Raw genomic sequence first — 26,022 nt, 5'->3', positions numbered from 1 at the left:
TATCTTAACTCTGTGTTATAATCTCCCGTCAATTATATCTCTGGGCAGTACTGATTTTATATCGAATATGACAGCATTAGCGTTTTTAATCGAACTAAAATCAATTTTAGTAAACTGGGTATGCGCAACTGCCAAAATAACGGCATCATAAGTTTTGCTAATGTTATCAATTAATTTTATATCGTACTGCTCTTTAACCTCTTGCGCATTTGCCCATGGGTCAAAAACATCAACAGACATTCCTAATTGAATCAGCTCGTTATATATATCAATAACTCTGGTATTTCTAATATCCGGGCAATTTTCTTTAAATGTTATTCCCAATATTAATGTTTTGGCGTTCTTTACATTATGATTTTTTTTGATCAAAAGCTTTATAACCTTGTTGGCTATAAATACGCCCATATTATCATTTATACGCCGCCCGGATAATATTACCTGTGGATGATACCCTAACGATTCTGCCTTGTGAGCTAAATAATAGGGATCAACCCCAATACAATGCCCACCAACCAAACCTGGCTTATATTTCAAAAAATTCCATTTAGTACCAGCTGCCTCCAGCACATCAGTGGTATCAATTCCCATTCTGTCAAATATCAGTGCCAACTCATTTATAAACGATATATTGATATCTCTTTGTGCATTTTCTATCGCCTTTGATGCTTCAGCAACTTTTATACTTGGGGCCTTATGTGTACCGGCAGTTATTATCGAGTTATATAGCTTATCAACAATGTCTGCTGCCTCTGGCGTTGAACCCGATGTCACTTTTTTAATGTTGGTTAAAGTATTTATCTTATCACCAGGGTTAATACGCTCGGGCGAATAGCCGCAAAAAAAATCACGATTATATATAAGACCACTATTTTCTACTAAGACAGGTACGCAATCATCTTCTGTACATCCCGGATAAACCGTAGATTCATAAATTACCAGATCGTTCGCTTTTAATGCCTTTCCAACAATTTTTGACGCCTCTTTTAGCTGTGTAAGATCCGGAGATTTAAACTGATCTAATGGCGTGGGGACAGTTATAATAAACACATTACAATCCTGTATGTCACTAACGTTATTGGTAAAGGCTAATCTAAAACCTTCATTAAAGCCTTTATCATTAATAATATTTAAAATATTAGCTTCGGCTTCTAACGTACTATCATACCCTCCAATTAATGCGCGGATCCTTGCCTCATTTATATCGTAACCAGTAACCTGATATTTTTTTCCAAATTCGATAGCCAGGGGTAAGCCAACATAACCCAACCCTATCACGGCAATTTTTAGTGGTTTGGTACTATCAATATCTTCAGTTGGCACAAACATTAATTACTGGATAAAGTATGAATTATTAAAAAAGACCGTATTTTATTTCTTCTTCTTTAAAAAACTAAACAATCCTTTTTTAGATTCTGAATCATCACCCTCTTGATAATAACCACCATAGCCGTAACCATAGCCATAACCATAGCCGTAACCGTAACCGTAACCTCCTTTTGTATCAATAGAGTTCATTACAATATTAAGGTTTGCAAACTTTTTGGTTCTGTAGAAATTATCTATAGAATAAATATGACTCTTTGCCGTGTAATTATGCCGAACAATGAACATTGTTGCATCAGAGAATTCGCTTAAAATTTGTGCGTCAGTAACCAAGCCAATAGGGGGGGCATCTAATAGTATGTAATCAAAATCCAATCTTAGCTTTTCTATCAATTCTTTTATCTTACCGTTAAGTAACAATTCGGCAGGATTTGGGGGTATAGGCCCGCTTGATATAATATAATAATTCTCCTGCTGCGGCACTTTCGTCACAATATCTTTGTAATCAACTTCACCTATTAAATAATTAGATAAACCTTTGAAGTTATCAATCTCTAACCCGGCGCTAAGTTTTGGTTTACGCAAATCGAGCTCTAAAATAACCACCTTTTTGCCAGACATGGCTAAACTTGCCCCCAGGTTAAGTGATATAAACGATTTACCTTCACCACTTATACTTGAGGTAAACAATAAAGTTTTCTGTGCATTGCCGGGGATAACAAAATTTAAGTTCGTACGTAACGCTCTTAATTGCTCAGCAACCATAGATCGTGGTTTGGTAGCAACAAGCAATGCAGATGAATCTGTTGAGTGAGATACCTCGGCCAAAATTGGCGCTTTAGTAACTTTTTCAATATCCTGGCGCTTTAATACTTTAAAGTTAAGCATGTCTTTCAAGTAAATAACAGCTGCCGGGATAATAAGCCCAAATACCAAAAATATACCAAAAATAAGCGGCTTAACAGGTTTAACAGGTGATTTTGTACTTCTTGCAGAATCAATCGTACGGCTGTCTGCCGCCGTAGAGGCCAATGATATTTCCGATTCTTCCCTTTTTTGCAGCAAGTAAGTAAATAAATTGTTTTTGATCTCCTGCTGGCGCATTACATCAAGCAAGCCCCTTTCTTTAGATGGAACCTGGCTAATTACCGATTGAAAGGTTGTGTTTTTTCTTTCTAATTGCTGCTTTATAGTTTCTAAACCATCACGCAGGTTTTTTACCGATAAAGTTATGGCATCTTTTAAAGAATTTATTTGATCGCTGATAGAGGTAACAATAGGGTTTGTAGCCGGCACAGTCTGCAACAGACTATTTTTTTTCAATTGCGCTTCGCCTATTTGGTTTACAAGGCTTAACAAGGTTGGGTCATCAATACCCAGCATCGATGGTATTTGAGCCTGCCCTGTACTTGTACCTGCAAGGTACCTTTCAATATTCCTTAAAACACCCAATTGAATATTTACCTTACTCAGTTCGGCATCATTGCTTTGTACACTTTGTAAGAATATTTGTGATTGCGCGCTAATGTCAGTGATCTTATTACCTGATTTATAGTTCTCCACTTTCATTTCTGCCGTACCAAGCTCCTCTTGCAGTTTTTGTAATCGGCCTTCAATGAATGCTAATGTAGTTGAGGTAACTTTGTTTTTATCATCAACAGCCGCCTTATTATATTCGTAAATAAGCCTGTCTAATATATCCTTACCCCTTTTAGGTATGGCATCCTCAAGTGTTATTATTAATACTGTTCCCTGCTTACTTACAGGTGTTATGGTAATTTTGTTATTAAGGGTTTCTACAACATTTGTAGCATCATTAAATACCACATCCATCGTATTGTTTATTTCAGCCGGGTTAAATGATTTAACCACTACTATAGCAGAGCCAGCTTCAAAATTAAATGGTTTATTTACAGGGTACTTTTTGCCGTTAATTTCTACTTGGTTTACGTTTAATAAACGCATGGAATAAATAAGCGAGTAATCTAAAGCATTAGCCGGTTTTAATAATTGTACTTTATAGGGCAAATTACCGTAAATGGCCCTGTTTCTTACGCCCCCGGTCATGTAATAAGATGTTTGCAATTCTAAAGCACTCACTACCCTATCTAAAATAGTGTATGACTTTAAGATCTGCATCTCATTATCAATGATCTTATCAGATGAAAACAAATCAAGATCTTTTAAAAGATCGGCCTGGCCATCTAAACTGCCTTTATTGTCTTTTATTAAAAGGTCTGTCTCGATTTGAAACAGTGGAGTGGTAAGCTTTATAAATGTAAATGCTAAAACAGAGGCAAGCACTATCGAGAACAAAAACCAACCCCAGTTACTTATATACTTATGTAGTGCTTCACGAAGGCTAAAGTCTTTTTCTTCGTCATTGTCCAGATTATTTAAATCAATATTGTTTGCCATAAAAATGAATGTTCTTTATAGGATAGATGCTATTTAAAGCGATAGATTAAAAAACCGATTACTGTTAACGCGCTCAAAATAATTGGTAAAATTCTGTAGGCTTGGTCACTTTGCGCGGCTTTTGCTTTACCCTGTTCAACGTAGATCACATCCCCTGAGTGAAGATAGTAGTAAGGCGAATTAAATACTTCCCTGTTATTAAGGTTAACCCTTCCAAATTCTTTTTTTCCGTCGCTGTTATCCCTTATTATTAAAACATTTTCTCGTTTAGCATAAATTGTAAGGTCGCCGGCCATCGATAAAGCTTCGGGCAGGGTTACTTTTTCATTGGGTATAACATATACCGACGGACGGGCTACTTCACCCATAATGGAGATCTTATAATTCAAAAATCTTACAGTAACTGTAGGCTCTTTAAGATAGGTAACTTTAAGCCTGTTTTTTATGGTATCGCGGGCTTGAGAAGTTGTAAGGCCGCCTACTTTAATAGAGCCTATGATAGGGAACTCAATTAAGCCGGACGCGTCTACCAGATAACCATTTGCAGCCGATAATGATGGTGTGATGTTTAATGTACCCGGATCCGGCGTAACTGGCGCTGCATTACTATATGGGTTAAAAAAACTGCTGGCTGCCGGGTTTAACGAACTAACGGGTATGGACAGTATATCGCCGGGTTGTATTTTAGGAACGTAAACCTGCGATACGCTTATAGTATCTGACTGATTAATTCCTTTTTGAAAATAAACTATTTCTTTTTGAGAAACACAAGAAGATAATAATGCTGTAATACTTAAAAACAAACAAACGTTAAGGTAGATATTTTTTTTCATATGTTCTTCATGGTATTTGGGGCAAAAGTAGACTTTTTTATATAATTATCAACCATAATTAATTGGTTACCCTTATACAGCGTTACCATATTCCCATATTATACATATGTATTACTGATATTTATTGCTTTTATTACAATCAATCTTAGTTACAAAATGTAAAATTTATAAGCATGCCATAGTTGATGAGACCGATAAACATTTTAACAATTTAATTGTTTCAATTAATTAAAAAAATCGTCTTTTAAATCATCGATCTCACGACGGTCCCGTTTTGTTGGGCGGCCTGTGCCTCTGTCGCGGCTTAAAATAGGTGTGTGGAATGCAGATTTAAACGCATGCGTTTCTTCCTCAGGGGTGATGTCTTCATAAAACAAAACGGCTTTTTTGGCATCGGTGCGGCTTTCCAGCAACCCGGTTACTTTTAATGTGCGCTTATCGGGGCCTTTAGAAACGGTGTACACCTCGCCCACCTTAACCTCGTGCGATGGCTTTATATTATTACCCTGCAGTTTCACACGCCCCGCCTTGCAGGCGTCAGACGCCATGGTACGCGTTTTAAACGCACGTATAGACCATAAATATTTATCAATTCTTAGTTTTTCTTTCTCAGCCATGGCGCTCTCTATATTCTTAACACTACTATCAAACAAATCTCCTTAAAATTCCTTTAATTTGACAAAATTTATATTCTGTAATGATCGACCTTAAAAAAATGATTGAGGATGCCTGGGATAACCGCAGCCTATTGAGTGAAAACGACTACATTAATGCCATAAATACCGTTATTGAACGCCTTGACAAAGGTGAAATACGCGTTGCCGAATTGATTGGCACCCGCTGGCATACTAACGACTGGATAAAAAAGGCGGTTATATTATACTTCCCTACACGCGCTATGGAAGAAATTAAAACCGGCCCGTTTGTGTTTCATGATAAAATGAAACTAAAAACTAACTATAAAGAACTTGGTGTACGCGTGGTACCTCATGCTATTGCCCGCTACGGCGCTTATTTAGCAAAAGGCGTTATCCTGATGCCATCGTACGTAAACATCGGCGCGTATGTTGATGAAGGTACCATGGTTGATACCTGGGCTACCGTAGGTTCATGCGCGCAAATTGGCAAGCATGTACATTTAAGCGGCGGCGTTGGTATTGGTGGTGTATTAGAGCCTGTGCAGGCTGCCCCTGTAATTATCGAAGATAACTGCTTCCTGGGCTCCCGTGCAATTGTAGTTGAAGGTGTGCACGTAGAAAGCGAAGCCGTTTTAGGCGCTAACGTAGTATTAACCGCATCTACCAAAATTATTGATGTAACCGGCCCCGAGCCAATTGAATATAAAGGCCGTGTACCTGCCCGCTCGGTAGTTATTCCGGGTTCATACACTAAAAAATTCCCTGCCGGCGATTACCAGGTGCCTTGTGCATTAATTATTGGTAAACGAAAAGATTCGACCGATAAAAAAACGTCTTTAAATGATGCTTTAAGGGAGAATAACGTAGCAGTATAATACATATATATGAGATGTGAGATATTAGATTTGAGATTCGCTTTAGCATGTTCTTACAAAGCTTAGATTATGCAGCCTGTCTCAAATCTCATATCCCAAGTCTCAAATCCAAAAATTCTCATCCGCCTGCCTAACTGGCTTGGTGATGTGGTAATGAGTACCGCGTTTATTAATGCAGTAAAGCAGCTTTACCCTGATGCATTGATAGATGTAATCATCAAAAAAGAATTGGGAGGTATTGCCTCGCTTATCCCCGGTTTAAATAAGATTCACCTTTTTTCGAAACAAGAATACAAAGGCCTTGGAGGTGTTTATCGCTTTGGTAAAACCCTGCGTGCCGAACGGTATGATGTCTTTTTCAACCTACCTCACTCCCTTTCGTCATTCGTAATGGCATGGGCAACCGGCGCCAGGCAACGCGTCGGTTTTAATAAGGAGGGCGGCATGTTCCTGCTAACACGGTCGTTTAAGAAACCTGTCAACCTGCATCGAGTGGATGAGTACGTTTACCTACTGGAACAATTCACAGGTAAGATCATCACCCACAAAACTATTAAGTTGGATGCCGTGCAAATTGGCGATGCTAAAGAAACTGTTATCATCAACTTCAATTCCGAAGCTTCATCACGCAGGATGCCTGTGGAGAAAGGGCGCAGTATTATCAATACACTTACCAATACATTTAAAAATATTACCTTCTTATTTGTTGGCTCCCCAAATGAAACTGCATTTATTGATAAGTTACTGGCAGGCCTTGATAATCCCGACAGGTTACAAAACCTGGCGGGTAAAACCAATTTAAAAGGCCTTGCCGAAACCATGGCCGCAAGCAAAGCCGTTTTGACTACCGACTCCGGCCCGGCGCATCTTGCAAATGCTTTGGGTACACCTACCGTGGTTTTGTTTGGCGCGGGCGATGAAACCAACACCGCCCCCTACAATAAACAGAATTTGCAAATCATCCGTTATGGTGGGTTGATATGTGAGCCGTGCGTGCGCAATACCTGCAAATTATATGGGGTACCCAAGTGCATGCAGATGCTTGATGAAATAAAAATAATAAAAGCATTAAGTTTGCACCTCAATCATGCTTAAAGACGAAGTAAACAAGGCGCTAAAAATTTTGCAGGATGGCGGAATCATCCTGTACCCTACCGATACCATCTGGGGTATTGGCTGTGATGCTACCAATACCGATGCCGTAAAAAAGATCTACGCCCTTAAACAGCGCGAGGAAAGTAAAAGCATGATCATCCTCCTGGATATCGACAATAAGCTGCAAACCTACATTGGCGAGGTGCCCGATATTGCTTACGACCTGATAGAATACGCCGAAAGCCCCCTTACCTTGGTGATGCCGGGCGCTAAAAATATTTCGCCCGCGCTGATTGCCGGGGATGGCAGTGTAGGCGTCAGGGTAACCAGCCACCCTTTTTGCCAGCAACTAATACAGCGTTTACGCAAGCCTTTGGTAAGCACGTCAGCCAATATAAGCGGCCAGCCATCGCCACAATACTTTGGAAAAATAGACCAGGATATCATTGATGGGGTTGATTATGTGGTTGACATTGACCAATATAGCACCGAGATAAAGAAGCCATCAACCATCATGAGGTTGAACCCAAATGGCGGTTTCGAATTTATTCGCCGTTAATTTTTATATAATCGCTAAATTTGCGGCGTAATACAAGCCTGTTCGCAGCATCCTTATGAAACAACACCTGCAACATCCGGTATTTTCTGTTATTTCTAAACTTGCTGCCGAACAAAATGTACAGGCCTACGCAATTGGCGGTTACGTGCGTGATATTTTCCTTAATCGCCCCTCTAAAGACATCGATATTGTAATTTTAGGTAATGGGATAGAATTTGCAGAAGCAGTAGCCGCAAAGTTAAACGTTAAGATATCGGTATTTAAAAACTTTGGTACTGCCATGCTACGCTACCAGGATGTTGAGGTTGAATTTGTAGGTGCCCGCAAAGAAAGCTACCGTTCAGACTCGCGAAAGCCAATTGTTGAAAATGGAACGCTTGAGGACGACCAAAAGCGTCGCGATTTCACCATAAATGCACTCGCTATCGCTCTCCATAGTTCACAATTTGGGGAATTAATAGACCCTTTTGGTGGCATTGCAGACCTTGAGGCAAAACTCATCCGTACCCCGTTAAACCCCGTCGAAACTTTTTCTGACGATCCGCTCCGCATGATGCGGGCTATCCGGTTTGCCAGTCAGTTGGATTTTACAATCGACGACAAGGCGTTAGCTGCCATTAAAAGCAACCTGCACCGCATCAAAATAGTATCTCAGGAACGCATAACCGACGAATTGAACAAGATCATCCTGTCACCCAAACCATCAATAGGTTTTAACTACCTGTTTGATACCGGGATGCTAAACATTATCTTCCCACAGATGGTTGCGCTTTACGGCGTAGAGATCATCAACGGCAAAGGGCATAAGGATAACTTTTACCATACCCTGCAGGTGCTCGATAACATCTGCGAAACTACCGATGACCTTTGGCTGCGATGGTCGGCTATATTGCATGATATTGCCAAGCCGCCAACCAAACGCTTCGAACCAAGCCACGGGTGGACGTTTCACGGGCACGAGGACAAAGGCGCACGTATGGTCCCTAAGATCTTCGCGCAGCTAAAGCTGCCGCTTAACGAGAAAATGAAACTGGTGCAAAAGCTGGTGCAGCTGCATTTGAGGCCAATCGTACTGTCGCAATCTATCGTTACAGATTCTGCTGTGCGCCGATTATTGTTCGAGGCTGGCGATGACATAGAAGCACTGATGCTACTATGCAAGGCAGATATTACTACTAAAAACGAATATAAGGTTAAAAAATACCGCAACAACTTTGAACTGGTACAGCAAAAGCTGAAAGATGTTGAAGAACGCGATAATATCCGTAACTGGCAGCCGCCGGTAACCGGGCTGGATATCATGCAACTTTTTGGTATTGGCGAAGGGCGTGAGGTGGGTATTATTAAAAATAAGATCCGCGAAGCGATACTGGAAGGCGAGATCCCGAACCAACGCGAAGCAGCAATAAACTTTACAATTGCAAAAGGGCAAGAAATTGGCTTGAAAGTTGTTGCAAACACAAATTAATCATCATTACTATTTTTGACAAAAAACTACTTATAAAATGGCACTATACAGGTTCAGGGTTACTTTTGAAGATTATGACGACGTTTCCCGGGATATCGATGTAAAATCAAACCAAACATTCGAAGATCTTCATAAGGCGATACATCAGTCTACAGGTTATAGCCCCGAATTTCCGTCCTCTTTTTATATCAGCAACGACCAATGGATGAAGGGTGAAGAGATCACCTACATGCCAAACCAAAAACGTATCGACCGTAAGGTGCCGTTGATGGAAAAAATAAAATTGAGCAGCTTTATTGACGATCCGCACCAAAAGTTCTACTATACCTTCAATTTCGACAGGCCATTTGATTTTCATGTGGAGCTGATGAAAATTATACTTGACGACGCGCCGGGTGTTACCTACCCTGCTGTTGTACGTTCGGTTGGCGAAGCGCCTAAGCAATTTGGCAATGTATTTAACTCTGCTGTTGAAACAGTTGAGGCGCCAGACGGGGATTTCGATTTCTTAAATGAAATGGCATATAACCATGATGACGCTGACGAATTTTCTGAAGTAACCGATACCGGTGCCGGAGACGAAGAAGAAAAGAAAGAAGAGGAAGAAGGAGACGAATTTGGCTTTGGCGATGATGCTGAATTTGAAGATGAAGATAAACCGGGCCGCGACGATTATTAATGGTCGACAACCTATAGTTCATGGTTCATAGCAAACCCTAAAAATATTAACATGGCAATTACCATGATCTTTCAACTATGAACCATCAACTCACAAATAAAACCCTTATTGTAATTTCCGGCCCTACGGCGTCAGGTAAAACCGCGGCGGCTATTAGCCTGGCGCAACATTTTAATACGGTTGTTGTTTCTGCAGATTCCAGGCAATTTTTTCGCGAAATGTCTATCGGCACAGCTAAGCCTACTAATGAAGAATTGGCTGCAGCTGTGCATTATTTTATTAATTCGCATAGTATAACCGAGCCATTCTCCGTAGGCGATTTTGAGCGCGAGGGGATGAAACTCCTCACGGGATTATTTGAGAAACACGATGTGGTTATTATGGCAGGTGGCTCTGGCTTGTACATCCGTGCCATTACCGAAGGATTTGATGAATTACCTACGGCTGACCCCGACATTCGCGACCGTCTGAATACCGAGCTTGCCGAAAACGGTATCACAGCCCTTCAGGAACGACTAAAAGAAGTTGACCCCACATATTACAACGAAGTAGACATAAGCAACCCACAGCGCGTTATAAGAGCTTTGGAAGTCTTTGAGGCCACGGGCAAGCCAATTTCATTTTACCGCACTTCTAAAATCATCCACCGGCCTTTTAATATCATTAAGTTTGGGTTGGACATGCAGCGCGATAAATTGTATGTTAGGATAAACCGCCGGGTAGATTTAATGGTGAAAGATGGTTTACCGGAGGAAGTTGCCGCATTAAAACCATTTCGTGAATACAACGCCTTAAACACGGTGGGTTACTCAGAACTGTTCGACTTTTTTGACGGCAAAACCGATATGGATACGGCTATCGACAAGATCAAACAAAACACCCGCCGCTTTGCCAAAAGGCAACTCACCTGGTTTCGTAAAGATAAAGAAGTGATCTGGATGGATGCAAGCGACGAAAAGCTTGTAGAAAATATACTGTTGGAGATCGCCAACAAGAATATTTAACTTATTGTTTATCATGCTTGTTCACGTTCACGCATGAACACACGGTGCATTTACCGCAAGTAGCTGATTGTTAGTGATTTGCGTTTTAAGCTCGCAAAAAGTGTCTATATATAGTTGATTACAAGCGAGTTATAAAAAACGAAATTGCGTGAACATTTGGACAAATGTTGAAATACTTCCTTAGCTACGTATGTTTTAAAAGCTACTTGGAATTGCCTCTACTCATCACTTTTACTTGACTTAGGTTACCTGTTATCCAGCACCGATTGGATATACGCCCCATAACCGCTTTTGATGTACTTATTTGCCAATACTTGTAGTTGTTCGGCATTTATGTAGCCCATCAGGTAGGCAACTTCTTCTATACATCCAATCTTTTTTGCCTGGCGTTTTTCTATCACGCGCACAAACTCGGTGGCATCGCTTAGCGAATCAAATGTGCCGGTATCCAGCCAGGCTGTGCCCCTATCCATAACACCTACATGCAAATTGCCCTGTTCCAGGTAAACACGGTTCACGTCGGTTATCTCGTATTCGCCACGTGGGGATGGCTGTATATTTTTAGCTATTTCTACGACGCTGTTATCATAAAAGTAAAGCCCCGGTACCGCAAACTTAGATTTTGGGTTTTCAGGTTTCTCTTCGATAGATACGGCAATATTATCCTTATCAAACTCCACCACACCATAACGTTCGGGGTCGGCAACTGGGTATGCAAATATGGCAGCGCCGTTTACATCATTAAAGCTTTGGATCAGTTTACTAAAGCCCGAGCCGTAAAAGATATTATCGCCCAAAACCAGCGCTACTTTATCATCACCAATAAATTTCTCGCCTATGACAAAAGCCTGAGCAAGTCCGTTTGGTGTTTCTTGTATTGCGTATTCAAAGCGGCAGCCTATCTCTTCACCGTTACCTAAAAGGCGCACAAAGCCGGGGTTATCTTCGGCTGTAGTAATGATTAATATCTCGTTTATACCGGCCAGCATCAAAACCGATAACGGGTAATAGATCATCGGCTTATCATAAATAGGCATCAATTGCTTACTTATAGCCTTGGTTATCGGGTAAAGCCTTGTGCCCGATCCGCCTGCTAATATGATACCTTTCATATGAAGATAATTAGTGATTTATTAATTTAGTAATTGGTACGACGAATGGGTGCCAGTCATCATTTCGCATCTGCACATCTGTAATCTACATCTATAAGTTTTGTTGTCTTAACCTGCCAATGCAAACTGCAAGGCTGTCCCTCCAATACGGAATTTGTAGCCCAAATGTTTGTTTTACCTTACTTTTATCCATTACCGAATAGGCCGGCCTTACCGCGCGTGTTTTGTATTCGCTGGTTGGCACCGGTATAACCTTCACATCAGTTGCCGAAAGTTGGAATATAGCCTTGGCGAAGTCGTACCAGGATGCGATGCCCTCGTTGCTGTAATGATAAACCCCATATGCCGTGCTATCCGACTGGATAATATGAATAATGGCTTCCGCCAAATCGATAGCGTAGGTTGGCGTACCTGCCTGGTCGGCAATTACTTTAAGTTCGTCGCGTTCGGCACCAAGCTTAAGCATGGTTTTTACAAAGTTATTTGCAAATTCGGAGTACAACCACCCCGTACGAATGGTGAAATATTTATCCAGTAAAACCGGGATCACACGCTCGCCATCCAGTTTAGTTTGGCCGTAAACGTTTATGGGTTTAGCTTCACTGTCTTCTTTTAGTGGAGACGACTTATCGCCCTTAAATACAAAATCGGTAGAGGTATGAATAAGCGTGGCGTCGTACTTGCTGCATAACCTTGCCAGGTTTTCTACCCCGTTTACGTTTACTTTAGCGGCGGTTTCGGCATCGTCTTCGGCTTTGTCTACAGCCGTGTATGCGGCGCAGTTAATCGCGTAATCGGGCTGATGTTCGGTGAATAATTTCTCCAAACCCTCAACGTCTAATATATTGGCCCGGCCCTCTTCGGGGAAGATAAAAAAATCTAAACCCCTATCGGCGACAAGCCTTTTAAAACATTGCCCTAACTGGCCCGAAGCACCAAAAACGATTGTTTTACTCATATAGCGCTAATATGGATAAGCTTTTGCAATAATGCAATTTGCTAAACTCTTACTATTTATTTTTGCTCAGAAAATCAGCGTATGCCAGGCGGATGCCGTCTTCCAGTTCTGTTTTATACGTCCATCCCTTTTCGGCCAGTTTTGACACATCCATCAGTTTGCGTGGCGTGCCATCGGGTTTGGTGCTATCAAAAGTTAACTCGCCTTCGTAACCTATAATTTTTTTAATGAGCAGGGCGAGGTCTTTTATAGTGATCTCTTTCCCGCTGCCAATATTGATAAAACCGGCTTCGTCAAAATTCTGCATCAGGTAGTAGCAAGCTTCAGCAAGATCATCGGCAAATAAAAACTCGCGTAGTGGCGAGCCGCTTCCCCAAATCACAACCTCGGGCGCGCCATTTGTTTTAGCTTCGTGAAACCTGCGGATAAGCGCCGGCAACACGTGTGAATTTTGTGGGTGATAGTTGTCGTTATAGCCATACAAATTGGTAGGCATAACCGATATAAAATTACTGCCGTATTGCGCGCGGTAAGCATCGCACATTTTAATACCCGCTATTTTAGCGATGGCATAAGGCTCGTTTGTAGGCTCGAGCAATCCGGTCAATAAAGCATCTTCATGCAAAGGTTGCGGCGCCAATTTTGGATAGATACAGCTCGACCCCAAAAACATCAGCTTTTTAACACTGCTGACATGCGCCGAGTTGATAATGTTATTTTGGATCTGCAGGTTATCGTACAAAAATTCGGCGCGATAGGTATTATTGGCTACAATGCCACCTACCTTAGCTGCTGCCAAAAAAACGTAGTCGGGTTTTTCCTGCTCAAAAAAGGCCGTAACAGCAGGCTGGTCGCGCAGGTCAAGGTCGGCAGATGTGCGGGTAACAAAGTTTGTAAACCCCTCAGCCTGCAACTTACGCATAATAGCAGACCCCACCATACCCCTATGCCCTGCAATGTATATTTTATCGTCTTTTTTCATTTGGTTGGTTCATTGGCTCATTAGCTCATTAGTTCATTGGTAATATACGGTGAATATTAAGTAAACTTTACACTAATAAACCAATGAACAAGTGAACTAACTTACTACTTAAGCTTGCCCCATCGTCCCGCCAAAATTCATCGGGAAACCGGTTGGTTCGTTCTGGATCTTGATGCGGCCATTAGCGGCTTCAAATTTTTCTAAATTATCTTCTAATGCGGCTAACAAACGCTTAGCATGTTCCGGTGTAAGCACAATGCGCGATTTTACTTTTGCCTTTGGTACACCCGGCATCACCCGAATAAAATCTAATACAAACTCCGAACTGGAATGAGTTATAATGGCCAGGTTGGCGTAAACACCTTCTGCCACCTCTTCGGTAAGCTCGATGTTGATCTGGTTTTCGTTTTGTTCTTCCATAATTGTATAAAAATAGCAAAGCCTCCCGTTTTCACAGAAGGCTTTGCAAAAGTATTTAAAAAATCTGATTAAGCTTCCACTTCCTCAGTTTTTGAAGCCATCAGGCGATCAAACTCTTCCTGAGAACCTACACGGATATTTTCGTATTCGCGTAAACCGGTTCCTGACGGAATTAAGTGACCAACAATAACGTTTTCTTTCAGGCCAAGCATTAAATCTTTCTTACCTGCTATGGCTGCTTCGTTCAGTACTTTTGTAGTTTCCTGGAACGATGCCGCTGAGATGAACGATTTGGTACCTAATGATGCTCTTGTGATACCTTGTAACATCGGGCTCGACGTTGCTGCAATAGCATCCCTAACTTCAACTAAAGCTAAATCTTTACGTTTCAGGATAGAGTTTTCGTCCCTTAGTTTCCTCAATGATATGATCTGGCCAGCTTTTAAAGATGCTGATTCACCCGGCTCAACAACAACTTTCTTGTCGAACATCTCATCATTTTCGGTCATGAAATCCCAGCTGTCAACTGCTTCCCTTTCAAGGAAACGGGTATCGCCGGCATCTTCAATGGCAACTTTCTGCATCATCTGGTGAACAATCACCTCAAAGTGCTTATCGTTAATTTTTACACCCTGTAAGCGGTAAACTTCCTGGATACCGTTAACAAGGTACTCTTGTACTGCAGCAGGGCCTTTAATTGCAAGGATATCTGCCGGAGAGATAGAACCATCAGACAATGGCATACCTGCTTTAACAAAGTCGTTATCCTGTACAAGGATGTGTTTAGACAATGGCACAAGGTATTTTTTTACCTGGCCGTCTTTACTTTCGATAGTCATTTCGCGGTTACCACGTTTAACGCCACCTAAAGTTACCACACCATCAATCTCGGTTACTACAGCCGGATTAGATGGGTTACGTGCTTCGAATAACTCGGTTACACGTGGTAAACCACCTGTAATATCTCGCGTTTTACCGGTTGAACGAGGAATTTTAGCAATAACCTGCCCTGTTTGTAGTTTCTCACCTTCTTCAACAGAAATGTGGGCACCTACCGGGATGTTGTAACCTTTAATGATGTTACCTTTTGTATCGGCTATCTGTATAACAGGGTTTTTAGTTTTATCCCTGGTATCGATAATTACCTTTTCGCGGTGACCGGTCTGCTCATCACTTTCCTCGCGGAATGTGATACCTTCCAATACTGCCTCGAATGTGGTGATACCGGCAAATTCAGAGATAATAACCGCATTGTACGGATCCCATGAACATATACGTTCGCCTTTGGTAATGTTAGCACCATCCTTGATATACAGGTATGAACCGTATGGGATGTTGTTGGTAACAATAACCTTATTTGTACCGGTTTCGATGATACGGAACTCGCCTGAACGACCCAATACCACGTCAACTATACCTTCTTCTGTTTTGTATTCTACTGTACGTACGTTCTCAAACTCGATAACACCATCAAATTTAGCGTTGATCTGAGACTCGGCCGCGATGTTAGACGCCGTACCACCCACGTGGAATGTACGTAACGTTAACTGTGTACCCGGCTCACCGATCGATTGTGCAGCAATTACACCTACAGCCTCACCCATTTGCACGCGTTTACCGCTTGCAAGGTTACGGCCATAACATAATGCACATACACCACGTTTGCTTTCGCATGTTAATACCGAACGGATCTCAACACCTTCTAAAGGTGAGTTCTCTACTCTTTTACCGATCTCTTCGGTGATATCTTCACCAGCTTTGATCAATAATTCGTTAGTGATAGGGTCATGTACATCATGTAATGTAGTACGGCCCAGGATACGGTCATATAACGGCTCAACAACATCCTCATTATCTTTTAATGCAGTTGTGTAAATACCACGCAGGGTACCACAATCAACCTCACCTACGATCATGTCTTGCGCAACATCATGCAACCTACGGGTTAAGTAACCAGCATCCGCAGTTTTTAACGCTGTATCCGCCAAACCTTTACGCGCACCGTGGGTAGAGATAAAGTACTCTAATACCGACAATCCTTCTTTAAAGTTAGATAAGATCGGGTTTTCGATGATCTCACCACCCGAACCTGATTTTTGAGGCTTAGCCATCAAACCACGCATACCTGCAAGCTGACGGATCTGCTCTTTAGAACCACGTGCACCAGAGTCAAGCATCATGTAAACCGAGTTGAAGCCCTGGTTATCGTTGCTCAGGATGTTCATCACATTCGCGGTTAAGCGGTTGTTGATACGTGTCCAGATATCGATAATTTGGTTGTAACGCTCGTTGTTGGTAATGAAACCCATGTTATAGTTACCCATAACATCTTCCACTTCTTTAGAAGCCTGGGCAATTAAAGTCACTTTTTCTTCAGGGATATTAATATCCTTTAAGTTAAATGATAAACCACCCTGGAATGCCATAAGGAAACCTAACTCCTTAATATCATCAAGGAACTGGGCAGCACGTGCCATACCGGTTATTTTAACCACCTCGCCAATAATATCACGTAATGATTTTTTGGTCAATAGTTCGTTAATGTAACCTACTTCTTCGGGCACGTGTTGGTTAAATAACACACGGCCTACGGTGGTTTCAATTATTTTAGATACGATTACACCATCGCGATCTTTAATTTTTCCTTTAACCTTGATAAAGGCGTGCAGGTCGATCTTTCTTTCGTTGTAAGCGATGATCACTTCTTCAGACGAGTAGAAAGTTAGATCCTGGCCTTTTACCACACGTCCTTCATCTGTTTTACGGCCTTTGGTTATGTAGTACAAACCAAGCACCATGTCTTGCGAAGGTACTGTAATAGGCGTACCGTTGGCAGGGTTCAAGATGTTGTGTGATGCAAGCATTAACACCTGGGCTTCCAAAATTGCTGCGTTACCAAGTGGTACGTGCACAGCCATCTGGTCACCATCAAAATCCGCGTTGAAGGCGGTACAGGTTAACGGGTGCAATTGTATAGCCTTACCTTCTACCAGTTTTGGTTGGAAAGCCTGAATACCTAACCTGTGCAGCGTTGGCGCACGGTTTAGTAATACAGGGTGGCCTTTTAATACGTTTTCCAAAATGTCCCAAACTAATGGGTCTTTACGGTCAACGATTTTCTTTGCAGACTTTACTGTTTTAACCACACCACGCTCTATCATCTTACGAATGATAAATGGTTTGAATAACTCAGCAGCCATATCTTTTGGCAAACCACACTCGTGCAGTTTTAAGTTAGGGCCTACAACAATTACCGAACGTGCCGAGTAATCCACACGTTTACCAAGTAAGTTTTGACGGAAACGACCTTGTTTACCTTTCAGGATATCTGAAAGTGATTTTAGGGCACGGTTACCTTCAGTTTTTACCGCGTTAACTTTACGTGAGTTGTCAAATAACGAATCTACAGCTTCCTGTAACATACGTTTTTCGTTACGTAATATAACTTCCGGTGCTTTTATCTCGATCAAACGTTTTAAACGGTTGTTACGGATAATTACACGGCGGTATAAATCGTTCAGATCGGAAGTAGCGAAACGGCCACCTTCCAATGGTACCAACGGGCGCAATTCCGGCGGGATAACCGGAACGATCTTAACGATCATCCAAGATGGGTTATTCTCGATACGGGTAGCTGCCCCGCGGAAAGCCTCAACAACCTGCAAGCGTTTTAGCGCTTCGTTTTTACGTTGTTGTGAAGTTTCGTTAGCTGCCTGGTGGCGTAGGTTGTATGAAAGCTCATCTAAATTGATGCGGCGCAACAATTCTTCTAATGCCTCTGCACCCATTTTAGCCACAAATTTTTGTGGATCTTTATCATCCAGGTATTGGTTTTCTTTTGGTAAAGTATCCAATATATCCAGGTATTCTTCTTCTGTCAGGAAATCCATTTTAGAGATCCCGTCAGATTCTTTAACACCAGGCTGTATAACTACATATCTTTCGTAATAGATGATCAGGTCTAACCGTTTTGTTGGTAAGCCCAGTAAATAGCCAATTTTGTTTGGTAACGAACGGAAATACCAGATGTGCGCAACAGGCACCACCAAATTGATGTGGCCCATACGCTCGCGGCGTACCTTTTTCTCAGTTACTTCAACACCACAACGGTCACACACTATACCCTTGTAACGGATACGTTTGTATTTACCACAGTGGCATTCGTAATCTTTAACCGGACCGAAAATACGCTCGCAGAACAAACCGTCACGCTCGGGTTTGTAGGTACGGTAGTTAATGGTCTCAGGTTTCAAAACTTCACCGCTTGAACGCTCAAGGATAGACTCCGGAGAGGCTAAACTGATGGTAATTGTGGTGAAATTACTCTTGATTTTATTATCCTTTTTGTAAGACATAGTCTACTTTGATTTTTAAAGTTGATGAAAGGTGGAATGTTGCAAAGTTGAAATGTTATAAGGTTGGAATGTTTTGGCGTTAACCTTTCAACATTCAAACCTTACAACTTTACAACAACCTTTATTCTAATGTGATATCCAAACCTAAACCTCTTAACTCATGAACCAATACGTTGAATGATTCAGGAACTGATGGGGTAGGCAAGTTTTCACCTTTAACAATAGCTTCATAAGTTTTGGCACGGCCAACAACATCATCCGATTTAACGGTTAATATTTCCTGTAAGATGTTTGATGCACCAAATGCCTCCAATGCCCAAACCTCCATCTCACCAAAACGCTGACCACCAAACTGGGCTTTACCACCCAATGGCTGTTGTGTAATAAGTGAGTATGGCCCGATAGAACGCGCGTGCATCTTATCGTCAACCATGTGGCCCAGTTTAAGCATGTAGATAATACCTACAGTTGTTTGCTGGTCAAAACGGTCGCCGGTTAAACCATTGTATAAATAGGTACGGCCAGATTCCGGTAAATTTGCCTTTTTAACCCACTCCTCTACTTCGGTATGGCTCGCACCATCAAAAATAGGGGTTGCGAATTTTACGCCAAGTTCTTTACCTGCCCAACCTAATACTGTTTCATAGATCTGGCCAAGGTTCATACGTGAAGGTACACCCAATGGGTTCAACACAATATCAACCGGGGTACCATCTTCTAAGAAAGGCATGTCCTCGTCACGTACAATACGTGCAACAATACCTTTGTTACCGTGGCGGCCCGCCATTTTATCACCTACTTTAAGCTTACGCTTTTTAGCGATGTAAACTTTAGCCATTTGTACGATACCTGATGGAAGCTCATCACCTACACTAATGGCAAACTTATCGCGACGGTAAGCACCCAGTTCTTCGTTCACTTTAATGTTATAGTTGTGAAGCAAAGTTTTTATCTGGTCGTTCTTATCATCATCAGTTGTCCATTTTGTTGGATTGATGCTTTCGTAGCTAAGCTCAGCCAAAATTTTCTGAGTGAATTTAACGCCTTTAGCTACAAACAGCTCTTTGTAAACATTGTAAACACCTTGTGATGTTTTGCCGTTAACTATCTCAAATAATTTCTCGATAAGAGTGTTCTTAAGATCTTTTACAGCTTTATCATGTTTAGCATCAAGTTTTTCAATTTGAGCTTTTTCTTCCGCCTTAGTGGTTTTCTTAGCACGAGAGAATAATTTTGTATCGATAACAACACCAGCAATTGACGGCGGAGTTTTTAAAGATGCATCCTTAACATCACCGGCTTTATCACCAAATATAGCACGTAACAATTTCTCTTCCGGTGAAGGGTCTGATTCACCTTTCGGAGTAATCTTACCTATCAGGATATCGCCTTCTTTAACCTCGGCACCTACACGGATAATACCGTCTTCGTCAAGGTCTTTAGTAGCTTCTTCTGATACGTTAGGGATATCCGGTGTCAATTCCTCTTCGCCACGTTTTGTATCGCGCACTTCAAGTTCAAATTCTTCAACGTGAAGTGATGTAAATATATCCTGAGATACTACACGCTCAGATATTACGATCGCATCCTCAAAGTTGTAACCTTGCCAAGGCATGAATGCCACTTTAAGGTTACGGCCTAAGGCAAGCTCACCATTCTGGGTTGCATAGCCCTCACAAAGCACTTCACCCTTAGTAACTCGTTGACCTTTCTTAACAATCGGTTTCAAGTTAATGGTAGTACTTTGGTTGGTCTTTTTAAATTTAGTTAACAAGTAGCTTCTTGTATCGCCATCAAAAGATATAAGACGATCAAGGTCGTTACGGTCATACTTGATTTTGATCTCGGTAGCATCAACATACTCAACCACACCATCGCCTTCGGCGTTGATAAGGGTACGGGAATCTTTTGCTACACGGCCTTCCAAACCTGTACCTACAATTGGCGCCTCGGGGCGTAACAATGGCACAGCCTGGCGTTGCATGTTAGATCCCATCAATGCACGGTTAGCATCATCATGTTCCAGGAACGGAATTAATGAAGCCGCGATAGAGGTGATCTGGTTTGGCGCAATATCCATCAAGTCTAACTTATCCGGGTCGATAATAGGGAAGTCACCTTCAAAACGCGCTTTAACACGTGGGTTGGCAAATACACCTTTATCATCGTAATAAGCGTTGGCCTGACCAATGGTTTTACCATCTTCATCTTCTGCAGATAAGTAAATAACCGGCTCGTTAACCTGTACCACACCTTCAACCACACGTTTGTACGGGGTTTCGATGAAGCCTAAGTTATTGATCTTGGCGTGTACACAAAGTGATGATATCAAACCAATGTTCGGTCCTTCGGGGGTTTCGATAGTACACAACCTACCGTAGTGGGTGTAGTGAACGTCACGAACCTCGAAACCTGCACGCTCACGCGACAGACCGCCGGGGCCTAAGGCTGACAGACGACGCTTGTGCGTAATCTCTGCCAGTGGATTGGTTTGGTCCATAAACTGTGATAACTGGTTTGTTCCGAAGAACGAGTTGATCACAGATGATAGTGTACGTGCATTGATCAGGTCGGTTGGTGTGAACACTTCGTTATCACGAATATTCATACGCTCGCGGATGGTACGGGCCATACGCGCTAAACCAACACCAAATTGTGCGTAAAGTTGCTCACCAACGGTACGAACGCGACGGTTAGACAAGTGATCAATATCATCCACCTCAGCTTTTGAGTTGATCAATTTGATCAGGTATTTCACAATCGCGATGATATCCTGTTTGGTTAATACTTTTGTTTCATCAGAAGTATTCAACTTTAATTTACGGTTGATGCGGTACCTGCCCACATCGCCCAAATCATATCTTTTATCAGAGAAGAATAAACGATCGATGATACCACGTGCAGTTTCCTCATCAGGTGGTTCAGCGTTACGTAACTGGCGATAGATGTGCTCCACCGCTTCTTTCTCAGAGTTCGAAGTATCTTTTTGTAACGTGTTATATATAATAGTATAATCACCGCTGGTAGCAGCATCCTCTTTGTTAAGGATGATGGTTTTAACACCCGCGTCGATGATCATATCGATGTGATCGTCTTCCAATACGGTTTCGCGCTCAAGGATAATCTCGTTACGGTCAATAGATACCACTTCACCGGTATCTTCATCCACGAAATCTTCCACCCATTTTTTAAGCACCCTCGCAGCAAGCTTACGGCCAATGAATTTCTTCAAGCCGCTTTTGCTTACCTTAACTTCGTCTGCAAGCTCAAATAATTCTAATATATCTTTATCAGAATCATAGCCTATAGCACGTAGAAGCGTGGTAACCGGGAATTTCTTTTTACGGTCAATGTATGCATACATCACGTTATTAACGTCAGTAGCAAACTCAATCCACGAACCTTTGAAAGGTATAACACGGGCCGAGTATAATTTTGTACCGTTGGTGTGGCGGCTTTGGCCAAAGAACACACCTGGCGAACGGTGTAATTGAGATACAATTACGCGTTCGGCACCATTGATAACAAATGTACCTTTAGGCGTCATGTAAGGGATTGTACCCAAATAAACATCCTGTACAATTGTTTCAAAATCTTCGTGCTCGGCATCATTACATGATAAGCGAAGTTTTGCTTTTAATGGCACACTATAAGTTAATCCGCGCTCAATACACTCGCGTATATCGTAACGTGGCGGATCAATAAAATAATCAAGAAACTCTAAAACGAAGATGTTCCTTGAATCTGAAATAGGAAAGTTTTCGGCAAATACTTTAAACAACCCCTCTTTGTAGCGGTTGTCTGACGTGGTTTCCAATTGAAAAAATTCCTGGAAAGATTGTAACTGTACGTCCAGGAAATCGGGGTAATCAAGTACCTTTCTGCTGGTTGCAAAGTTTACTCTTTGGTTATTATTGTTTGCCAAGGTGTTATAATTTAATTTATTAAACCTGTATACTGTGTGAGAAATGAGATGAGATTTGAGGGCCTAAATTGAAACCTGTGTTTATCATTTGATAACGACGGCGGTTTCAAATCTCAGATCTAATGCCCTTAACCTTTTAGTAAAGTGTATAAACAGCAATAGACCCCGACCAAAAATGGTCGGAGTCTGATGCTATTTGGTGTTAGGTTAAATTATTTAACCTCAACTACTGCTCCAGCTTCTTCTAATTGAGCTTTCAAAGATTGAGCTTCTTCTTTAGTTACGCCGGTTTTAACCTCTTTAGGTGCACCGTCAACTAAATCTTTAGCTTCTTTCAAACCTAAGCCAGTTAAGTCTTTTACTAATTTAACAACTGCTAATTTTGAACCACCTGCTTCTTTCAGGATCACGTCAAATGCAGTTTGCTCAGCAGCAGCAGCAGGAGCGTCATCGCCACCACCAGCAGCCGGTGCAGCAGCAGCAGCTGCAGCAGCAGGCTCAATGCCATACTCGTCTTTCAAGATCTGAGCTAATTCGTTTACTTCCTTTACTGTCAAGTTTACCAACTGTTCAGCAAACGCTTTTAAATCCGCCATTTTATTTTATTTTTTTACTTAATTCTTTTTGTTTAATATCAAACTTAAAGGTGTTTGTTAACCTCTTTCTTGTAATGTTTTTACAACACCTGCTAAGATGTTTCCGCCTGATTGTAATGCAGAAATAACGTTTTTTGCTGGTGATTGTAGTAAGCCTATTATCTCGCCGATCAATTGTTCTTTTGACTTCAATTTGGTCAAAGTATCTAATTGATTATCGCCAATAAATATCGCTGAATCAATGTATGCTGCTTTTAAAAGCGGTTTGTCACCTTTTTTCCTTAACGCTTTGATCAACTTTGCCGGGGCAGTTGCTGATTTTGAGAAAAGTATTGATGAAGAACCTTTTAATACATCATATATCGGGGAAAAATCACCTTCTGCAGCTTCCATAGCTTTTTTGATCAAGCTGTTTTTTGCTACAAGCATGGTGATATCAGCCTCGAAACATTGACGACGGATATTATTCACTTTTGCAACTGTTAGATCAGCAGTATCAGTAATGTAAAAATTACCGTACTCTTTAATCTGATCAGCAAGGGCAAGAACAAGGTCGTGTTTTTCTTCTTTATTCATGATTAGATCCCCGTTACTGATTTAGTTTCAATTGTAATACCTGGCGACATTGTTGAAGAGATATGTATGCTCTTAAAATATGTGCCCTTTGCTGCTGATGGTTTTAATTTAGAGATAGTTTGCAAAACTTCTAATGCATTCTCATAAATTTTCTCAGCAGTGAAAGATGCTTTTCCTATTGAAGTGTGGATGATACCGGTTTTATCAACCTTGAAATCGATCTTACCACCTTTTACCTCAGTTACAGCTTTACCAACTTCTGGTGTTACTGTTCCTGATTTAGGGTTTGGCATAAGGTTACGCGGGCCCAATATACGACCCAAACGACCTACCTTAGCCATAACGCTTGGCATAGTAATGATAATATCAACATCAGTCCATCCGCTTTCAATCTTGGCAATATAATCATCCAAACCTACGAAATCCGCACCTGCATCTTTTGCTTCTTGTTCCTTATCTGGAGTACAAAGCACCAATACACGTACAGTTTTGCCGGTTCCATGAGGCAATGTTGCAATACCACGGACCATTTGATTGGCTTTACGAGGGTCAACACCTAAGCGTACATCAATATCTACAGATGAGTCAAATTTGGTATTGGTTAATTCCTTTACCAGCGATGACGCTGCTTCTAACGTGTACGTTTTATTAGCCTCAATTTTGGAGAGTGCCGCTTTTTGATTTTTTGTTAATCTAGCCACTGTCTTTAACTGATTTGTATTAATTAATTATTCCAGGGTGCCGTACCTGATACGGTTATCCCCATACTGCGGGCAGTACCTGCCACCATTCTCATGGCTGATTCTACTGTAAATGCATTCAAATCAGTCATTTTATCTTTGGCTATTGTCTCAACCTGGTCCCAATTTACATTGGCAACTTTTTTACGGTTGGGTTCAGCCGAACCACCCTTTAAGCCGGTAACTTCTAAAAGTTGTATTGCTACAGGGGGGGTTTTAATGATAAAATCGAAAGACTTGTCGACATAAACAGTAATAACTACAGGTAACACTTTACCAGGTTTATCCTGGGTACGTGCGTTGAACTGCTTGCAAAACTCCATAATGTTCACACCTTTTGCACCCAATGCTGGGCCAATTGGAGGAGATGGATTTGCAGCGCCGCCCTTCACTTGTAGCTTTACCATCGCACCGACTTCTTTTGCCATTTTGATTTGTTTTAATTATAACTCAATGTTAGTAAGTGGAAGCTAAGTAACATTTAAGATTGTTTTGGTATCAAGTACTTAGTATCAAGTATCAGGATCCCTTATATTTTATTAATGTATCATTTGCGTATCTCTTGCGGCAATGTCTTGCTACTTGATACTAGCTACTTGATACTACTATTCTTTCTCTACTTGCATGTAATTCAATTCAAGCGGCGTACGGCGCCCGAAGATCTTTACCATAACTTTTAGTTTCTTTTTCTCTTCGTTAACCTCTTCAATTACACCGCTAAAACCGTTGAATGGACCGTCCATTACTTTAACGTTTTCTCCAACGTAATATGGCACGTTCATGGTTTCGCCTTGTGCGCTCATCTCATCAACCTTACCTAAAATACGGTTAACTTCGGCCTGGCGTAAAGGGATGGCATTACCTTGCTTATCGCCTAAGAAACCAATTACGCTGTTCACATTTTTGATAATGTGTTCCAGTTCGCCGTCAAGTGAGGCCTCCATCAATACATAACCCGGGAAGTAATTGCGTTCTTTAGCAATCTTCTTTCCATCGCGCATTTGGTAATATTTTTCGGTAGGGATAAGTACCTGGGGTACCATATGTGTAATTCCTAACCTGCTTACTTCAGCGTCTATATATTGTTTTACCTTTTTTTCTTTACCACTGATGGCCCTAACTACGTACCATTTTAATTGATCACTCATCTATTATATATAATTAGGTTAGTGAAGTATAAAACTGATTAAGCAAATAACCAATTATCTGGTCCATACCAAAAATGACCATAGCAATAATAATTGCAGCTATTAACACCAATACGGCGCTGTTTTGCAATTCTCTCCAGGTTGGCCAGGTTACTTTCTCGGTCAACTCGATGTATGATTCTTTAATATATTCAGCTACGCCTGCCATTTTATTAATTGCTTATGCACGGGAACAAGGATTCGAACCCTGATCAAAGGTTTTGGAGACCTCTATTCTACCGTTGAACTATTCCCGTGTATACTATCTCCAAAATTGGA

22 protein-coding genes and 1 tRNA gene are annotated in these 26,022 nt (G+C 41.4%); 6 read left to right on the top strand and 17 right to left on the bottom strand.

From position 1 onward, the window contains the following. Nucleotides 1-15: 15 nt before the first annotated feature. The 4 genes from ABIB39_RS08370 to ABIB39_RS08355 all read right to left on the bottom strand — a co-directional run bounded on the left by ABIB39_RS08370 (nucleotide 16) and on the right by ABIB39_RS08355 (nucleotide 5,191). Entirely contained in the window at nucleotides 16-1,326 is a 1,311-nt protein-coding gene (locus tag ABIB39_RS08370; protein ID WP_354428977.1) for a nucleotide sugar dehydrogenase, read from the bottom strand. A 42-nt stretch (nucleotides 1,327-1,368) separates the two neighbouring features. After that, complete coding sequence (locus ABIB39_RS08365) at nucleotides 1,369-3,741, bottom strand: GumC family protein (RefSeq protein WP_354428976.1); 2,373 nt, start codon at nucleotides 3,739-3,741, stop codon at nucleotides 1,369-1,371. A 29-nt stretch (nucleotides 3,742-3,770) separates the two neighbouring features. Further along, the gene (locus ABIB39_RS08360; protein ID WP_354428974.1) at nucleotides 3,771-4,574 is read right to left on the bottom strand and encodes a polysaccharide biosynthesis/export family protein; all 804 of its coding nucleotides are present in this window, start codon (nucleotides 4,572-4,574) and stop codon (nucleotides 3,771-3,773) included. 224 nt (nucleotides 4,575-4,798) lie between these two features. After that, a complete protein-coding gene (locus ABIB39_RS08355) occupies nucleotides 4,799-5,191 on the bottom strand; it encodes an RNA-binding S4 domain-containing protein (protein ID WP_354428973.1) in 393 nt (130 codons plus the stop codon). Between the two features lie 80 nt (nucleotides 5,192-5,271). Here ABIB39_RS08355 and ABIB39_RS08350 point away from each other — a divergent pair, with 80 nt between their 5' ends. From ABIB39_RS08350 to miaA, 6 genes are all read left to right on the top strand, one after another. After that, on the top strand, nucleotides 5,272-6,087 hold the full coding sequence (locus ABIB39_RS08350) for a 2,3,4,5-tetrahydropyridine-2,6-dicarboxylate N-succinyltransferase (protein ID WP_354428970.1): 816 nt from the start codon (nucleotides 5,272-5,274) through the stop codon (nucleotides 6,085-6,087). A 69-nt stretch (nucleotides 6,088-6,156) separates the two neighbouring features. Beyond that, entirely contained in the window at nucleotides 6,157-7,182 is a 1,026-nt protein-coding gene (locus ABIB39_RS08345; RefSeq protein WP_354428968.1) for a glycosyltransferase family 9 protein, read from the top strand. Continuing rightward, nucleotides 7,175-7,741, top strand: a complete 567-nt coding sequence (locus ABIB39_RS08340; protein WP_354428967.1) for an L-threonylcarbamoyladenylate synthase — start codon at nucleotides 7,175-7,177, stop codon at nucleotides 7,739-7,741. Before ABIB39_RS08345 ends, ABIB39_RS08340 begins: the two co-directional genes overlap by 8 nt. A 55-nt stretch (nucleotides 7,742-7,796) precedes the next feature. After that, the gene (locus tag ABIB39_RS08335; protein ID WP_354428966.1) at nucleotides 7,797-9,209 is read left to right on the top strand and encodes a CCA tRNA nucleotidyltransferase; all 1,413 of its coding nucleotides are present in this window, start codon (nucleotides 7,797-7,799) and stop codon (nucleotides 9,207-9,209) included. Between the two features lie 37 nt (nucleotides 9,210-9,246). Then, the gene (locus tag ABIB39_RS08330) at nucleotides 9,247-9,888 is read left to right on the top strand and encodes an IS1096 element passenger TnpR family protein (protein WP_354428964.1); all 642 of its coding nucleotides are present in this window, start codon (nucleotides 9,247-9,249) and stop codon (nucleotides 9,886-9,888) included. A gap of 77 nt (nucleotides 9,889-9,965) precedes the next feature. After that, nucleotides 9,966-10,892, top strand: a complete 927-nt coding sequence (gene miaA / locus ABIB39_RS08325; protein ID WP_354428962.1) for a tRNA (adenosine(37)-N6)-dimethylallyltransferase MiaA — start codon at nucleotides 9,966-9,968, stop codon at nucleotides 10,890-10,892. Nucleotides 10,893-11,137: 245 nt separating this feature from the next. Here miaA and rfbA read toward each other — a convergent pair whose 3' ends face one another. The 13 genes from rfbA to ABIB39_RS08260 all read right to left on the bottom strand — a co-directional run bounded on the left by rfbA (nucleotide 11,138) and on the right by ABIB39_RS08260 (nucleotide 26,000). Beyond that, the gene (gene rfbA, locus ABIB39_RS08320; protein ID WP_354428961.1) at nucleotides 11,138-12,004 is read right to left on the bottom strand and encodes a glucose-1-phosphate thymidylyltransferase RfbA; all 867 of its coding nucleotides are present in this window, start codon (nucleotides 12,002-12,004) and stop codon (nucleotides 11,138-11,140) included. A 91-nt stretch (nucleotides 12,005-12,095) separates the two neighbouring features. Further along, entirely contained in the window at nucleotides 12,096-12,962 is an 867-nt protein-coding gene (gene rfbD, locus ABIB39_RS08315) for a dTDP-4-dehydrorhamnose reductase (protein ID WP_354428959.1), read from the bottom strand. 52 nt (nucleotides 12,963-13,014) lie between these two features. Then, complete coding sequence (fcl, locus tag ABIB39_RS08310; protein ID WP_354428957.1) at nucleotides 13,015-13,944, bottom strand: GDP-L-fucose synthase; 930 nt, start codon at nucleotides 13,942-13,944, stop codon at nucleotides 13,015-13,017. 108 nt (nucleotides 13,945-14,052) lie between these two features. Continuing rightward, a complete protein-coding gene (locus ABIB39_RS08305; protein ID WP_354428955.1) occupies nucleotides 14,053-14,364 on the bottom strand; it encodes a DUF3467 domain-containing protein in 312 nt (103 codons plus the stop codon). 68 nt (nucleotides 14,365-14,432) lie between these two features. Further along, nucleotides 14,433-18,719: a DNA-directed RNA polymerase subunit beta' gene (rpoC, locus tag ABIB39_RS08300; RefSeq protein WP_354428952.1), complete on the bottom strand. Its 4,287-nt coding sequence runs from the start codon at nucleotides 18,717-18,719 to the stop codon at nucleotides 14,433-14,435. Between the two features lie 121 nt (nucleotides 18,720-18,840). Continuing rightward, complete coding sequence (gene rpoB / locus ABIB39_RS08295) at nucleotides 18,841-22,644, bottom strand: DNA-directed RNA polymerase subunit beta (RefSeq protein WP_354428950.1); 3,804 nt, start codon at nucleotides 22,642-22,644, stop codon at nucleotides 18,841-18,843. A gap of 212 nt (nucleotides 22,645-22,856) precedes the next feature. Beyond that, nucleotides 22,857-23,240 (bottom strand): 50S ribosomal protein L7/L12, encoded by a 384-nt coding sequence (gene rplL, locus ABIB39_RS08290; protein ID WP_354428948.1) that lies wholly within the window; start codon nucleotides 23,238-23,240, stop codon nucleotides 22,857-22,859. 57 nt (nucleotides 23,241-23,297) lie between these two features. Next, entirely contained in the window at nucleotides 23,298-23,816 is a 519-nt protein-coding gene (gene rplJ / locus ABIB39_RS08285; protein ID WP_354428946.1) for a 50S ribosomal protein L10, read from the bottom strand. Between the two features lie 2 nt (nucleotides 23,817-23,818). Continuing rightward, complete coding sequence (rplA, locus tag ABIB39_RS08280; protein ID WP_354428945.1) at nucleotides 23,819-24,517, bottom strand: 50S ribosomal protein L1; 699 nt, start codon at nucleotides 24,515-24,517, stop codon at nucleotides 23,819-23,821. 23 nt (nucleotides 24,518-24,540) lie between these two features. Beyond that, nucleotides 24,541-24,984, bottom strand: a complete 444-nt coding sequence (rplK, locus tag ABIB39_RS08275; protein WP_354428943.1) for a 50S ribosomal protein L11 — start codon at nucleotides 24,982-24,984, stop codon at nucleotides 24,541-24,543. 177 nt (nucleotides 24,985-25,161) lie between these two features. Next, nucleotides 25,162-25,704, bottom strand: a complete 543-nt coding sequence (gene nusG / locus ABIB39_RS08270) for a transcription termination/antitermination protein NusG (protein ID WP_354428941.1) — start codon at nucleotides 25,702-25,704, stop codon at nucleotides 25,162-25,164. Between the two features lie 13 nt (nucleotides 25,705-25,717). Beyond that, complete coding sequence (secE, locus tag ABIB39_RS08265; RefSeq protein WP_067059686.1) at nucleotides 25,718-25,912, bottom strand: preprotein translocase subunit SecE; 195 nt, start codon at nucleotides 25,910-25,912, stop codon at nucleotides 25,718-25,720. A 17-nt stretch (nucleotides 25,913-25,929) separates the two neighbouring features. Then, nucleotides 25,930-26,000, bottom strand: a tRNA-Trp gene (locus tag ABIB39_RS08260). Between the last annotated feature and the right edge of the window lie 22 nt (nucleotides 26,001-26,022).

The sequence above is a fragment of the Mucilaginibacter sp. UYP27 genome (assembly GCF_040547175.1).
GTDB lineage: Bacteria > Bacteroidota > Bacteroidia > Sphingobacteriales > Sphingobacteriaceae > Mucilaginibacter.
Note: the sequence above shows the minus strand (reverse complement) of the source record. Positions and strands in the feature narration are given on the sequence as shown.